The organism is Soonwooa sp. T0.1_25, assembly GCF_057652215.1.
Genome location: NZ_JBYFBZ010000005.1, coordinates 110,191 through 125,174, shown reverse-complemented (window position 1 = coordinate 125,174; position 14,984 = coordinate 110,191). Strand labels below are relative to the sequence as shown.

The 14,984-nt window shown below is 29.1% G+C and carries 16 protein-coding genes, 1 tRNA gene and 1 riboswitch; of the genes, 2 read left to right on the top strand and 15 right to left on the bottom strand.

The features are described from left to right. Positions 1-48: 48 nt before the first annotated feature. Positions 49-441 (bottom strand): alternative ribosome rescue aminoacyl-tRNA hydrolase ArfB, encoded by a 393-nt coding sequence (gene arfB / locus AC23MB_RS08830; RefSeq protein ID WP_312323325.1) that lies wholly within the window; start codon positions 439-441, stop codon positions 49-51. Next, the gene (locus AC23MB_RS08825; RefSeq protein WP_313029016.1) at positions 434-1,468 is read right to left on the bottom strand and encodes an AMP-binding protein; all 1,035 of its coding nucleotides are present in this window, start codon (positions 1,466-1,468) and stop codon (positions 434-436) included. The genes arfB and AC23MB_RS08825 overlap by 8 nt, the downstream gene beginning before the upstream one ends. Positions 1,469-1,569: 101 nt before the next feature. Here AC23MB_RS08825 and AC23MB_RS08820 point away from each other — a divergent pair. Further along, positions 1,570-1,640: transfer RNA gene (locus AC23MB_RS08820), tRNA-Gln, on the top strand. A gap of 571 nt (positions 1,641-2,211) precedes the next feature. On the opposite strand, the gene AC23MB_RS08815 is transcribed toward AC23MB_RS08820, so the two are convergent. The 9 genes from AC23MB_RS08815 to AC23MB_RS08775 all read right to left on the bottom strand — a co-directional run bounded on the left by AC23MB_RS08815 (position 2,212) and on the right by AC23MB_RS08775 (position 9,737). Further along, positions 2,212-3,087 carry a hypothetical protein gene (locus tag AC23MB_RS08815; RefSeq protein ID WP_243548739.1) on the bottom strand — a complete coding sequence of 292 codons (876 nt, stop codon included), beginning with the start codon at positions 3,085-3,087 and terminating at the stop codon, positions 2,212-2,214. Continuing rightward, entirely contained in the window at positions 3,087-3,365 is a 279-nt protein-coding gene (locus AC23MB_RS08810) for a hypothetical protein (protein WP_487787030.1), read from the bottom strand. The genes AC23MB_RS08815 and AC23MB_RS08810 overlap by 1 nt, the downstream gene beginning before the upstream one ends. A gap of 353 nt (positions 3,366-3,718) precedes the next feature. Beyond that, complete coding sequence (locus tag AC23MB_RS08805; RefSeq protein ID WP_243548741.1) at positions 3,719-4,102, bottom strand: hypothetical protein; 384 nt, start codon at positions 4,100-4,102, stop codon at positions 3,719-3,721. A gap of 27 nt (positions 4,103-4,129) precedes the next feature. Further along, entirely contained in the window at positions 4,130-4,390 is a 261-nt protein-coding gene (locus AC23MB_RS08800) for a hypothetical protein (protein WP_243548742.1), read from the bottom strand. Positions 4,391-4,488: 98 nt separating this feature from the next. Continuing rightward, on the bottom strand, positions 4,489-4,887 hold the full coding sequence (locus AC23MB_RS08795) for a hypothetical protein (RefSeq protein ID WP_243548743.1): 399 nt from the start codon (positions 4,885-4,887) through the stop codon (positions 4,489-4,491). A gap of 127 nt (positions 4,888-5,014) precedes the next feature. Beyond that, positions 5,015-5,125: riboswitch (SAM-I-IV-variant riboswitch) on the bottom strand. Positions 5,126-5,299: 174 nt separating this feature from the next. Further along, positions 5,300-6,730 carry a hypothetical protein gene (locus AC23MB_RS08790; RefSeq protein WP_243548744.1) on the bottom strand — a complete coding sequence of 477 codons (1,431 nt, stop codon included), beginning with the start codon at positions 6,728-6,730 and terminating at the stop codon, positions 5,300-5,302. Next, positions 6,720-7,016 carry a helix-turn-helix domain-containing protein gene (locus AC23MB_RS08785; protein ID WP_243548745.1) on the bottom strand — a complete coding sequence of 99 codons (297 nt, stop codon included), beginning with the start codon at positions 7,014-7,016 and terminating at the stop codon, positions 6,720-6,722. Before AC23MB_RS08785 ends, AC23MB_RS08790 begins: the two co-directional genes overlap by 11 nt. A 175-nt stretch (positions 7,017-7,191) precedes the next feature. Beyond that, a complete protein-coding gene (locus AC23MB_RS08780) occupies positions 7,192-8,340 on the bottom strand; it encodes a hypothetical protein (protein ID WP_243548746.1) in 1,149 nt (382 codons plus the stop codon). 2 nt (positions 8,341-8,342) lie between these two features. After that, positions 8,343-9,737, bottom strand: a complete 1,395-nt coding sequence (locus AC23MB_RS08775) for a tyrosine-type recombinase/integrase (protein ID WP_487787029.1) — start codon at positions 9,735-9,737, stop codon at positions 8,343-8,345. A gap of 506 nt (positions 9,738-10,243) precedes the next feature. On the opposite strand from AC23MB_RS08775, the gene AC23MB_RS08770 reads away from it, so the two are divergent. Further along, a complete protein-coding gene (locus AC23MB_RS08770; protein WP_487787028.1) occupies positions 10,244-10,945 on the top strand; it encodes a hypothetical protein in 702 nt (233 codons plus the stop codon). A gap of 47 nt (positions 10,946-10,992) precedes the next feature. On the opposite strand, the gene AC23MB_RS08765 is transcribed toward AC23MB_RS08770, so the two are convergent. The 4 genes from AC23MB_RS08765 to argS form a co-directional block, all read right to left on the bottom strand. Further along, positions 10,993-11,598, bottom strand: a complete 606-nt coding sequence (locus AC23MB_RS08765; protein WP_487787027.1) for a hypothetical protein — start codon at positions 11,596-11,598, stop codon at positions 10,993-10,995. 35 nt (positions 11,599-11,633) lie between these two features. Further along, entirely contained in the window at positions 11,634-12,236 is a 603-nt protein-coding gene (locus AC23MB_RS08760; protein ID WP_312323330.1) for a tetratricopeptide repeat protein, read from the bottom strand. Between the two features lie 116 nt (positions 12,237-12,352). After that, positions 12,353-12,781 carry a hypothetical protein gene (locus AC23MB_RS08755; RefSeq protein ID WP_313029002.1) on the bottom strand — a complete coding sequence of 143 codons (429 nt, stop codon included), beginning with the start codon at positions 12,779-12,781 and terminating at the stop codon, positions 12,353-12,355. Positions 12,782-13,215: 434 nt separating this feature from the next. Then, positions 13,216-14,979: an arginine--tRNA ligase gene (gene argS / locus AC23MB_RS08750; protein WP_487787026.1), complete on the bottom strand. Its 1,764-nt coding sequence runs from the start codon at positions 14,977-14,979 to the stop codon at positions 13,216-13,218. Between the last annotated feature and the right edge of the window lie 5 nt (positions 14,980-14,984).

Below are 14,984 nucleotides of genomic sequence, written 5' to 3'. Positions count from 1 at the left end.
AGGGTAAAAGTACGCCTTTTTTAGTTATCACAAAACTATTTTTAATCTTTAGTAACGAAATCTCCGATTATCTTTTTTCTCTGACAAAATTTTCTTAGCTGTCAATCGTTTTTCAATCTGACTTTTACGTGGTTTTGTCTGCTTTCGTGGTTTTTGAACAACAACAGAAGCATTAACGATATTAAGAATTCTTTCGATAGCAATCGCTTTATTTTCAAGTTGCGTTCTTGCTTCGGTAGACGTCAATTGCAAAACTCCGTCGTTGTTAATACGATTTTTTAATTTTTCCAAAATCAACTCAATTTGCTCATCAGAAAAAAATTTAGTTTCCGAAACTTTCCACATCGCAGTAACCGCCGTCTCAACTTTATTTACATTTTGACCGCCAGCACCACCACTTCTTGATGTTTTAAAACTAAGTTCCTTAGAAAAATCATTCATCTCTGTATCTATTAATTATCGCTTTCAAATCTATTCGGTTCACTTTTCCGTTTGGAGTTCTCGGGATATTTTCAATAAAGATAACATCTTTTGGACGATCAAGCTTACGACGGTAATTTATATTTGAAATTTTAATTTTTAAATCTTCACTCGGCGGAGCCTCAACAACTGCGATCATTTTTTCACCCAAAACGTCATCAAGAATCGCTGTAACAACAACTTCGTAAGGTATTTCTTTCTTTATTAAAGCTTCAACTTCTTCAGGAAAAATTTTGGCACCACCAGAATTAATTACATTATCAATTCGTCCTAAGAATCGAAATTGATTTTCCCCAATTATCTCGACCAAATCGTTGGTTACAATAAGATCCGGACTAATATTTGGTGCATTTATAATAAGACATCCGCTCGGACTAATACTAATATTAACACCTTCAAAACAAGTAAAATAATCTTCAGTAATTGGATAAATCTTTCGTAGTGCGACATGAGACAAAGTTTCGGACATGCCGTAAGTCTCAAAAATCTCTTGATTTGAAGTTTTTAAACTGTCATAAATTTTCTTTTTTAAACTTTCCGAAACAGCTGCTCCGCCAATAATCAGTTTTTTAATTAAATGTAATTTATCTAGAGAATGCTCCACTTGCAAAGGCGTCATTGCACAAAAATCGACTTCTGCCTCTAAATTTGCAAGCGCATCCGACTTAGGCTCTAAAACATTAAGAATAAGTTGACGTTCGATAGCGCGAATTACCATCATTTTGCCAGAAATATATTCTATCGGAAGACACAAAGCAGCGGAATTTCCTTTTATTAAACCTAAAAAATCGCAAGTCATCTTTGCCGAAGCAAACATTCTGCTTTTTTCGACTTCAAAAAGCTTTGGAATTCCTGTCGAACCAGAACTTTTTATGCTTGTTGTGGGCTTATCGGAAAGGCATTCTTGAAAAAATTCAAAAACTTTTGTTTCAAAGTCATTTTTAGGCTTCACTATATCTAGCTGAATATCAGAACAGTCGATTAACATTGATTTTTTTATGAAATTATTTTGTATAAAATTATGAAATTTTTTGCAAAATATTTTGGAAGTTAGAAAAAAAGGCGTACATTTGCATCACAATAAACGACAGACCCATGGTGTAACGGTAGCACTCCGGTTTTTGGTACCGTCTGTTGGGGTTCGAATCCCTGTGGGTCTACATTGCAAAACAAGCAATCAATTGATATTCAGTTGGTTGCTTTTTTATTTTTCCTATTTTTAGCCTTTAGGACAAGGCTTGGGGCAAGGATAATAAAAATAATTAATCATTAGATTGATTAGCAGGATTTTGATTTAACAAGGATTTCATTGCTAAACAAAATCATATTGTTTAAATCAGTTACAAGTTTTATAAATGATTTTGACAAGTAAAATAATTATCTCTTAAATTCACTCTAAATTATGTAACTTCTGACCATCATTGGGATATTGCTATTATGCTCTACCAATATTTACGGATAATTTGAATCAATTGCAAAAGGTTTTTAAAACTTTACAAAAGACAAAAAAGTATTCATAATTAATTGCAATTCAATTACATAAAGCAAATCCTGCGACTTATCTAATGTATTTACTATAGAATCTAAAAAGGCTTATTAAGCATATCAAATCACTTTCAGTTGAAGAATTTTTTCCAAAAAATTGACTTGAAATCAAATTGAAAATGCCCCCACCCGCTGAAAAAAATTGGTTTTCCTTTTGCCTGTGAGGGGGCGTAGTTTATGTATATACTATTTGGTCTCGGATTTATTAGAATTTTTTAACTTTTCTCTCAACTCACCCACCATACACGTTGAGTACAATTCAATTTTTTCCGAACTAATCTTTTTATAGACTTCAATCTTATTAAAACTTAGTAACTTAACACCTGATACATTTCCTGTATTAAAAGAATTTACATATTCAAACAAGAATACCGCAAAAAGGCTGTCGTTCTCAAGCCTTGACCAATCTCTACCATATTCATCTTTATAAGTTTGTAAATCTTTATTTTGTACACTAAAAAACACAGGTACACCTTTAACATTTGCATCAAATAATTCATCAAATTTATCTTCATCTACAAAGACAAAATTTATCATATCAAATTTTCCGAAAAAATTGAAGAAAAAGAAGTCACCATAATAGTAAACTTTGAATAATTCTTTGCTATAGTCAAAATTATTTTGGCTTTGCCTTTCTTTGTTTTCAGCTTTTTCTTCACTCAAAAAATCATTTGAGAGAAAATGTTTTTTGAAAAAATAGCCAAAAGATAGCATATAAGCGACTATCGTAAAAACCAACTTAATCTTATCTCTTCTCGTGGTTTCTCCAAACTCTTCGTCTAATCCATATACCGAATATATGCTTAATAATACCAAGGAAAGTAGAACTAAGCCCACAATAGCTAATGGAATCTTTTTAATTTTATTAGGATACACCATCAAAGCCAGTTCAATACCAACTGTTACTGCAATTAAAGTAGATACAAATTCAGCCCAAATTGATAACGAAGTACCAAAATCATTTTTTTGTAATAAAACCGCAGTTACTATATCAATTATTCTGGACAAAAACATTCCAGCAAATAAAGCTGGAATAAAGAGAATATATCTGATGAGCCTCATTATTCAGTTTTCTTTCTTATCATAAATCCTGTTACAAATCCAAAAAATAGAGTTTCAAGAAGAAAGTGAGCTAAAATAAACCATCCAATGAATTTCAAAATATTCAAAAAGGAAAATTCAAAATCGTCAAACATTGAATAAGCAAAATAGAATGGAACAGCAAACATCAATAGTTTCAGTAGTAACATAATGGCTTTCCCTGTTGTTGAATAAGAACCAATTCCATACAAGTCTAATACAGTATTAATTTTGTAGGGGGTTTGTTTTCCGATAAACATAATAGTTGAGTTTTTATTTCATCAGCCCACAAAATGAAGTTTGTTAAATAGAAAAAGCGTGTGGGTTCAAACATCGTTGTAAGAGGCTCGGCAAAGCCCACAGCAAACAAGTCCTACTAACACACGCCCAGAGGGGCGGTGCATGAGACTTGTTATTCTTGCTGTTAAAATTTTGCCGATTTCTTACAGAATAACAGAGTTCAACGCTCCTATAAAGAATTTATATTAATTTTTTAATTCACTCAATTTCAATTTTCACAAATTTAAAATTTTCTTTCTTTTTATGTCCATATATTTACAGTTTACAATTAAATGCTTTAATCAATCTTTGGTCAATTGTATGATTATTGTAGTTATTTAATAATAGTAAGTTTCGTTTCTGTCATTACTAATCTTCCTTTGAATAAAGAGACTTTGCCTTTCATAAAAACCTTTTTGTTTTCAATTCCCCCAATAGGTGACATGTCAAATCTTTTTTTAAAGATTCGGTCAAAGCAAACTAAATAAAGTTGTTGGAAATATTCTCCTGTAAGTCCTATTTGGAATTCTTTATTATAGAGTCTTATCAACTCATCGTCATCCTCATAATAAAGTCTAAAAAATAAAAACCTGAGGAGATTATTCTGATTGACGTAAACCTCTCCATCTTTTGAAAATCCTGAATTGTCACTTTCATTTTGAGACTTCTTCATTTCATTTAATATATCATTAAAATATTCTTGAAGTAGTTTTTCCATTATAGTTTTTGTTTGATGTTAATTCAATTAAAAATTATTGAGGTTTAATTTTAAGGTTTCTACTTCGCTTTTTAAATCCTCAATTTCTCTTTCTAAATTCAAAACTTTGTCATTTATTTCATCATTGTTAAATGAACTGTCAAAGCTTTGATTTGACCAAACATCTTTTTTTACATTAATGTTCTTTTTGATTGAGTTAATTTCTTTTTGTTGTTTATAAATGATAAAAGTTAAAAAGACTGTAAAGGTTAAAAGTAACAGGGTTAAAATTTTGTTGATTGTTTTCATGTTGAATTAATTAATAGTTATGAGTTATTTTACTTAACAAAGCTTGGCTAAATTAAATTTATAAGGAAAACATTATTTATGGTTTTCTTTATTTTTTATTATTTAATTTTGATTCTAGTGTCTGTTTCCTCTGATTGTTCTAACATAACTGTTTCGTCTGTATAAATAATTAATATTCTGTTTTGCTTAAATTGTTTCATTAATTCTTTTCCAATAATTAATACCTCATCTTTAAAAATATTTTCATCTAAAGGAAATTTAGGATAATTAATAAAATCAATTTTAAGGTGTGGCTCTTTTTGGTTATTCAAAACAATTACTGTTTTTGACACAGAAGCACTTAAATAAATATCTTTTTCTTTTGAAAGCTGTTTTTGTAATTCTGATAGTGATTCAATAACTAAATTTTCATCAATCTGTTTTTGAGTATAGCCATACTCCAAACCAATAAAAATACTTGCTTGCAATGTTTTGATTTTTGTTTCTTTAATTTTCATTTGTAGGCTCGGAGGTTTTCAAGTTATTTTATAACATAACAATACTTTATTGATAGAGAATTTTTAAAATCTTTATCTGAATGGTATTCAATTGAATAATTATGGAAATGTTTACTGAAAATGAAGGAAAACAACATATTTTTATTATTTGGGTTAAATAATCACATCGTTTTAGCACCTTCGCCTGTTGTGGTCAAGCAGGTTGCTCAGTCTTTATAGACTAGTCTTGATGATAATGTAAAAGTAAAGATTATTTTTTTCTTGACAAAATATTAAAATAAAAATGCAAAATACTGTTAATCAATATTTTGCATTATTATTTTCAGCTAATTTTATAAAATCGGCAACATTAGGGAATAATAGGAGTAAATTTTTATTAAGTATTACTAATATAAATATTATAATAATTTAATTACCAATTGTCTATTACTATAATATCTTTTAATATATCTTTTTTTATTGTTGTTACCTCACTTAATAATTGTTCTACCTCTTCCTTTAATAAATGGATATTTTGTTTAGTGGTTACTAAAGAATCGTGAATGCTCCAAATAGGCATGTTTTTATGGTTTTTGTTAATTCTTAAAGCAACATAATCTAATAAGCAGTACGATTCAATATGACTTAACAATTTATCAAAATTTACACATTCATCTTTTATAAATTTCATTATCTTACTTATACTTGGGTAAATTGTTCTAAATTGTTTTGCTTCCTTTGTTGTTGTTCTCGGACTGCTGAAAAAGACTTCCATCATTACAGATTTTGCGTAATCTCTTTTGGTTTCAAAAGATTCTTTAATTCTTGGTTGCTCAAAATCAATTTTCCTTCTTTTTTTTAATTTGCTTCTTGGTTCGATGTAATTGATTTTCATTTTATAAGTTTTTCCTTCTTCATCATTTTGAATTTCTAAATGATTAGAAAAATTTGTATAAAAATCTTCTGTTAAAATAATTTCTACGAATCCTATTATTTCGTCTCTATCCACATCTAAATTACATAGTTCCTCAAATTTCTTTTTAGATATTAATTTTGATGCTCCGATTTGTTTAACCAATTTGTAATCTTTCTTTAAAAAAGCCTTTAGAAAAACCGCAAAAAAGAACGGTTGAGAAGCTCTAATATCAACTGCACTTAATCTATCTTCTTTGTAGTACAAACATTTTCTTAACTCTTTGTTTGTTCTGGTTAAATTAGTATGTAAGCGATTATCAGAATTGGGATTAATAGAATATTTCCAGTCTTTTTTATTATACTCTGATATTAATTGCATTCCCGATTGATATTTGGCGTAATTTAGCTCTTTGTAGGGCTTAATTATCTCAAAAGCTAACATTATATCTATTGTTAAATTATCATCAAAATACCGAACTAAATGAGGTCTCTTTTTGAGATGAAATTCTTTCTTGTCACTTATTGAATTAGCGTTATCATTTAGTTTTTTATTTTTTTCTTTTTCGAATTTTTTCAATAAAGATTTATCTGTAATTATATATTCAATAATATCATCAAATAAATACTTTTCTGTTAATCTGTATTGGTTGCTTGTTCCTTTATCCGTAGAATAATTAAAGGCTTTTTCAATAATTTTACTATCGATAAAAAAATCTAAATACTTTGTATATTTCGAGAAAATTCCTTTTAGTTTTTCAGAATTTAAGCTAACTAAATAATTTTCTTTTTCAGTATTTCTGTAATGACTTGGTAAGCTAATGAATAGACTTAAAAAATAAACGGCAATATCTAATTTGATATGAGGTTTATTATATTCGTTCAATTCTAAAATAAACCCTTCCAAATCTTTTAGAAGGGTTTTTTGAATGAGGACTGTTTTATTCTCCATAACTCATTCTTTTTTGACCGTTAATATACTCCTGAACCTCGCAGTTTCTGTATAATACTCTTCTCCCAACTTTGTGAGAAGGTATTTCTCCACTTCTACTACGATTGTTTAAAGTTCCTTTTGAGATTTTCAGTCTCTTGCAAACTTCTTCTCGTGTCAAATACTCTGAATCTGATTCAGATTTTTTAAATAAATCTGAAAATCTTTCTAATTCACTTGAAACTGCATTTTTTACAATTTCTGCTAAACTTTCAGGTGTTACCTGTACTAATTTTAATGTTTCCATAACGTAATTTTATTTGATTAATAATGGAACAATTAAAATGTGGATTTTGAGGATGGAAAAATTTTTGGTGATTGTTAATTAAAAAAAAAATAACCCTCTGTAATCTTTATGATTAGAGGGTTTTTGAATAATTTTAATATTTTTTCAGAAAAAAAAGTTGCTGTTTTTGTGGATTTTAATAAAAAATATCTTTTAAAGAATCAATTTCAGTTTTATATTTTGGTTTTCTATTGACATCTTTTTTTGCATTACTTTTCATTTTTCTAATGTCTTTAAAGCTCTTATCAATACTTTCAAATTTGAACCTTTCCGCCCACCAATTATCATATTTTGTATTGTTTTGTTTTATACTTTCAATGAAGAATTCTTGAAGGGTAGAGATTAAGTAACCATAATCACTTAGAGTAAATTGTTTATTTGAGTTAAAATGTTTAGAAAGATTAATTTTATTTTGAATTTTATTGTTAATTTTAAAGACTTCAGTAAAATCTTTTTTTGAAGGACTGATATTAATTAGTTCTATGAGTTCATTGTATAGATTTTCTATTTTATCAAAATTTCTATTCCCAAAAACAGTTAGTGGAATCTCATCTTCTCTTTTTATGTCTCTTAAAATAAGATGATTATCATATAGATAAGATACTAATTCTTTCAATTTATTAATATGATAAGCATTTATTTCTTTTTCAGTTGTCAAGCTATATTTTATGTCTAAATCACTATTGTTATCTAATTGTATTAATTTTTGTGAAATAGTAATTTGGTAATTGTTTAATTCCTTTATTTTCAATTCACAGCCCCTCACGAAATCAAATAATTCTTGTTTGTATATTTCAAACCTTTCTAGTTTGGATTGTTTTTCAAAATGGTTAACTACTGTATCGTAAGAATTATCAATAAGGCTTTTGAAAAGTTCAAAATTCAACAGTTCAAGAGTTACATCTGGGTTTATTATGAAATTTATTTTATTGATTTTTTCCGAGATATAATCCTTGTAAACATCAGAATCTATTAAATGATTTTTATATGTATTAATGATTTTAGTTCTTAGGTCTGTGAGAATTTTCTTTTTTTCGGCAATTGTGTTTTTAAGTTTAATTCTGCTTCTGCTATTATAATTTTCAGGATTTATTTCTAGTATTTTATCAGTTAGTGGATTTAGGATTTTACTAATGAGAAATGTACAAAAGAAGCTGTTTCCAGTAAACTCAATGAACATTTTATTTACAAGAAAAATTAGTTCGGATGTGTTCTTTTTTAATTCTTCAAGATTGTTGTTTCCTAGAATAATCTCTAATAAAGTTTCTATTTTTGAATATGTCATAATTAAACTGCATTTAAATTTATGATTTTGCCGTTTTGTTTTTTCAACTCTTCAATTTGTTTTGATTGCAAATCAGCTCTTTGAAGTTTTTCATTTCTCAACAATATATTTTCTCTTCTAATCTTTTCATGTTCAGAAGTAGGTTTGAAATAACTTTTAAAAGTTCCTTCGTTTGTATGTCCTGTAAACTGCCATATTTCAAGTAAATCCCATCCCTCCATATATCTATTAGTACAAAAACTTGTTCTTGAATTATGAAAGGTTATTTTATCTTCGTATTTGTTTTCAATGAACTTAACACCTTTGTTTGTGGCTATTTCCTGTAAAATTATCTTTTCTTTGAAATATGGAATTTCTCTAAAAATTTCTTTCAAGTATAGATTGGCATTCTGATTTGATAAAGCAATACTATTAATATTACCTCCATATTTTAAAAGTATTTCTTCTGTATATCCAAAAAATGGAAAACTTACATTTTTCTCTACTTTAGAAGTAAGAATGTGAATTGTTTTATTGCTAAAATCTAAATGTTTAGGATTGATTCTCGTTAAATCTTCAAATCTTAAAGATGTATGGCAGCCTAAAATAAACAAATCCCTTACTTTTTCAAACCTCTTATTGTTACTAAAATCGTATTGATATAAAATAGTGATTTCTTCTTCTGTTAAAGCAATTTTATTATTAGATGTAGCTTTAGGTAAAAAGTCGTTTTGCATAAAACTTCTATTGTTGGTGTGTCCTTCGGTAAATGCCCATCTTAATAATTGACTTATTCTCTTCACTCTTGTTTTAACTGTGGCAGATTGTTTTTTATCTTTTCCATTTAATAACCAGTTTTGAAATTTTAGACAAGTTGTTACATCAAAAGTATCTATATCTAAAACGATTCTATTTTCCGATGCAAATTTTTTCAAATCAGAATATGCAACATTAAAACTTGAAATGTATGACTTATGCAACGGCTTTAAACCTCCTGCAATAGCGTTGTCTCTTTTTAAGTATATTATTTCCATGAAATCATTATAGATGTCATCAAAACTTTTTTTCTTTTTATTTACCGTCTTTAGTTCTCTTTCATTAATAGCATTTGTTACAATAGTTTTAAGTTCTTCTTTTGTTGGAAGTCTATTATATTGTTCATTGAATTTATTATGAAAATCAGGAATTTTAGTTTTAAACTTGTTGAGTTTATTGTTTAGCTCCTTTTTATTTTCTCCAGACAAAATTTTCTTTTCAGTCTTTTCCCAATCCTTAGGTAAAACTTTTATTCCTGTTGTAAATCCAGTCTGAAAATCTTTAAATAGATATATCCCTTTAATAAGTGTTGGTTTATCAGAATTAGGTTCTTTTAGTCTGAATGTAACCGTTCCGACTTCTGAATTAAATTTTGTTTCCATTGATGTAGGTTTTATGAAACAAATCTACTAAATAATTCAATTGGGGCAAGGTGTGGGACAAGGTAAATTTTGAATTTTATTATTTCTTATTGTTTCTTGTTAGATTAAAAACTCTTTATTTAAAGGGTTTTATAGTGCTATTAAAAATATTAAAATTTAAAGAAAAACAAAGATTGTATTTCCTGTGGGTCTACGATTATCCAAATAGCTTGCTAAATTTAGCAAGCTATTTTTTTGTGCTTTATTTCAAAATAATTTATTCTAAAATTTAATTTCACCTTGCAATACTTTAGCTTAGTCTTCCAAATGGTTGCGAGATTTATTCTCACAAACTCCGAAAATAATTCAACAATAAATAAAAACTTAGATGTGATTATTAATTTAATAAAATAAAAAACATTGCTACTGACTACAGAATGAGAAAATTTAACTAAAATTTTCAATAAAATAATTGCATTCAAATAACAAAGACTTTATTTTTGGCGAAACATGCTAAAAATAATTAAATGACAAAAATTAAACTTATCTGGACACTATTCTGTGTTTTAACCATTCAAATCCTTTCGGCACAGACTGAAGTTAAAAAGCCAGCTGATGCTTTCGATCTTTATTTCAAATCTTTTGTTAATAAAAACGAAACCGCACTGAAAGCACTTAACGATTACATGCGACCAACCGTTGAAGGAAAAGATATGTACGCAATTAATTTTACTGAGGGAAATTCGGAAATGATTGCAAATATGTCTGACAACTTTTTGAGCATCTTCTCTCCTGCCGCTGCAAAAGCCAACAAAAAAGAGGCGGAAGACTATTTCGCTGCAATGATTAAAAACTTCAACGAAGCCACTTATAAAATAAGCAGTGCAAAGTTGGTTGACAACGAATATGTCAAAGGCGAAAAAATAGCAGAAATTTCTTATCGTGTTACTTTCAAAATGCCGAACGAAGCTTCTGACGACATCCTGTCTGTCTACAAAAATAAAAATCCTAAAACACTGAAAGCGGACGAACTTAAACAACTTTTAATTTCGCTTAAAAACACCTATAGCAACGCAACTAAGGAAGAAAGTATCGACAGAGAAATTAGCCTTTATCAACTAAAAGAAAAAGGGAAAATATATTACAACAGCGGAAATATCTATGAAGAAATTGTTACCAACTTAACTGATTTCTATTTTGGGAGTGATGACGAACTGGCTGAGGAATAAAAATATTTTAATAAATAAAAAACGCAATTTGTAAGTTGCGTTTTTTGTTATAATATGAGGTTCTGAATAAAGCTTTGTAAATCTATTTCTTTATCAAGACCTAGTTTTATTTTCAATCTATATTTCGTCATCCTAACAGTTTTAACCTCAACCTTTAAAAGATTTGCAATCTGTTGGTTATCCATATTCAAATAAATATAGGACGCATATTTTAAATCTTGTGTCGTTAGCTTTCCTTTGGAAGTTTCATTCAACTTTTTGAAAAGTTGCGGATGTACTTCCTCGTGCATATCTTTGACACGCGCCAAATCTTGATCTACAAATTTTTCTTTGCGAAGAAGCTTATCCAGATCCGCATCTGCATTGGTTTTAATCTTTTCAGTTAATTCATTAATAATAGAATTTTTCTGATCCAGTTGGATGGATTTTGCCAAGGCCTGTTTATGCAGTCGATCCTGTTCAATTTCCAAAAGTCTTTGCTCAGCTTCCAATCTCGCTTTTTCCTCAGATTCTAACTGAAGTTTTAGCTCGGTTTCAATTTTTTCTGACTCTAAAAGATCTGCACGTTGTTTAGTGAGTTTTTTTTTGTATCTCTGATTATTGAAAAGTACGATAAATCCAGCAACTGCAATAATAACAATCGCCAACAACATCCACAATTGACGAGTTCGACCTTGGTTAATTTGTTCTAGCTGATGGATTTGTTCATTTTTTTCTCTGTGTCATAAAAAATTTCCAAAGACATTGTATTATTGTCAAAGCGCTCTTTACTTTCTTGACGAATCATATCTTTAGCTTCACGCTCGATGGCCAATGCCTTTTCAAAACGACCAGAATTAGAATAAACACGAGACAAATTGTCGATTTTAGAGATTTTTGAACTTAACATAATCTCTGTATTTGCACGCCCAAGATCGTAAGCTTTTTGATAGTAATTCTCAGCTAAACCAACATTACCTTCATTCTCATAATTGTAACCAATATTATTATAAATAAGTGAGGTAAGATCTCCGTAATTAGCATCATTACTTGTTAAATCTAAAGCTTTGAAAGCTAAATCCAAACTTTCCTTACTCGCATTACTTGTACGAATGAACGGAACTAAACTTCCATAATTGATGTAATAAGCAATGAGAGAACGCTTTTGCGCAACTTTAGGTTCGATCTTAGAAATAACATTGAAAGCACGACGATAATTAACATCCGCAGAATCTAAATATTTCTTTTCGCGCATGGCCGTACTTAGATTTTTGTAATAAAAACCAACATTGTTAAAAGTAAAATTTAACAACAAATTATTCTTAGACTTCTTAGCATAATCTAGAGCCTTGAAAGCCGAATCTTTATACTCTTGGACATCAGCTGCATTTTTGACTTGATATGAAAATTTAAGAAAATACAGTTGGGTTAAAATAAATTCTCTCGATCTGACTTTTCAAAAACCGAAATACTACTATTAATAGCCTTTACAAATTGATCTTTTTTATTAAGTTTTAAATAATATCTCGCATATCCATAATCAACATAAGCATTCGACAGATTATCATTAGCCTCATCTAATAGGTCTTTTGCTTTTTTTAAAGAATTAACCTGCGCTTGCTCATCTTTAGTCACCGAATAATAATCGGACAAATAGACAAGCCCAATTATTTTGCGACGAACATCTTGGCTAGGAAGAAAATCTTTTTCGAGAAGACTTCTAGCCTTTTCGTTCTCCTTTGCATAAAGATACGCATATACAGTTTGTTGACTTTTATCCAAATCACTTTGTCCAAAATAACAAATTGGAATTAAAAACATCAACAGCAAAAACCTAGAAAATATCAATCTCAGCATTATAACTTATCTTCTTTCTTATATTGAATAAAAACACCTTCTTTAAATAAAAAAACTTTAAAGCATCTTATAATCAACGAATTAAATATTACAAAATTTAACAAAAAACAAAAAATCGAAATTCATAATTGAGTGTTAATTTCGTACAACTCCTGCAAAAATATAAATAATTGATTAATAATACATTATAAAGTATCGTATATATTTTGTAGACAAAAAATCTACAAATGTAAATACAGTGTCGATTACAAAATATAACATAACCTATTTATTTTTAAGAAATTTGAAATTACAAAACGGACGAGACTAAACTGAAATTTTAAACAATTAGAAAATCAGTAAAACGGATTTCTTAACTGAAATCCGTTTTTTATTATTCGTAAAAAAAGAGCCATCAAATTTGACAGCTCTTTTATAAAATTATTTTGTTAAAATTACATTCTATTAACAACGCCAATTCCCATTAAAGCCAAAGCCTTCTTGATAGTTTTAGCTGTTAAATTGGAAACCTGTAATCTAAATTGAATTGTATTTTGATCTTCTTGATTCAAAATTGGATTATTTTGATAGAATGAATTATAAACTTTCACCAATTCGTAAACATAATTCGCCACTAATGCTGGACTTAGTTGTTCAGCTGCTCTAGCAATAACTTCTTTGAAATTTGACAAAGTCATCACCAACTCTTTCTCATTATCATTAATCGCATAATCTTTTGTAATAGCAGAATCAACGAAATTTGCCTTATTTAACAAGGATTGAATTCGGGCATAAGTATATTGGATAAACGGTCCTGTATTACCATTAAAATCGATACTTTCCTCTGGATTAAACAACATTTTTTTCTTTGGATCAACCTTTAGCATAAAATACTTAAGCGCTCCAATCCCAACCTTTTCGTAAGAAATTTCCTTTTCTTCCTCCGTTAAGTGTTCTAATTTTCCTAATTCCTGAGATTTATATTTTGCCGTTTGATACATCTCTTGCATCAAATCATCAGCGTCCACAACCGTCCCTTCGCGAGATTTCATTTTACCATTCGGAAGTTCAACCATTCCATAAGACAAATGATAAAGTTGATCTGCCCACTCGTATCCTAATTTTTTAAGAATTAAAAATAAAACTTGGAAGTGATAATCTTGCTCGTTACCAACAGTATAAATTAATTTCTGAATATCATTATCTTTGAAACGCTCAACGGCAGTTCCTAAATCTTGCGTCATATAAACTGAAGTTCCGTCAGAACGAAGAAGTAATTTTTGATCCAAACCTTCGTCAGTTAAATCTGCCCAAACAGAACCGTCTTCTTTTTGGAATAAAACACCTTTTTTAAGACCTTCCTGAATAATATCTTTTCCTAATATGTAAGTGTTACTTTCGTACTGAACTTGGTCAAATTCAACACCTAATCTTTGGTAAGTTTGATTAAACCCAGAATATACCCAAGAGTTCATTATTCCCCAAAGCATTCGCACATCTGGATTTCCGTTTTCCCAATCTAAAAGCATTTTTTGCACAGCCAACATAGACGGTGCTTGCTTTTTAGCAGTTTCCTCATCCATGCCTTCTGAGACCAAAGTAGCAATTTCTGATTTATAATTTTTATCAAATTCTACATAGAAATTACCAACTAATTTGTCACCTTTCAGCTTTTCAGATTCTGGTGTCACGCCGTTTCCAAATTGCTCCCAAGCCCACATAGATTTACAAATATGCACACCTCTGTCGTTAATAATTTGAGTTTTGATAACATCATAACCATCAGCTTCTAGAATCTGCGCCACAGAAAAACCTAAAAGATTATTTCTGATATGTCCAAGATGCAAAGGTTTGTTGGTATTTGGAGAAGAATACTCCACCATCACAGTTTGATTTTTAGGATCTACCTTCCCAAAATCTTGGTAAGTATTTTCGAAATTATCAAGAAACAGCGAATTGTTAATTTTCAAATTAAGAAAACCTTTAACCGCAATAAAACTTTCTACATATTCAACTTCGTTGGTCAGCTCACTACCTAACTCCATACCGATGACATCTGGACTTTTCTTAAGAAGTTTAACCAATGGGAAAACCACAACGGTAAAGTCACCATCGAAATCCGTTTTGTTTTGCTGAACTTCCAACTTCAAATCCTGAATCTGGTAAAGGTTATTAATAATATCTGAAACCTTCTGCTGAATGCTATCTTTAATATTCATTATGC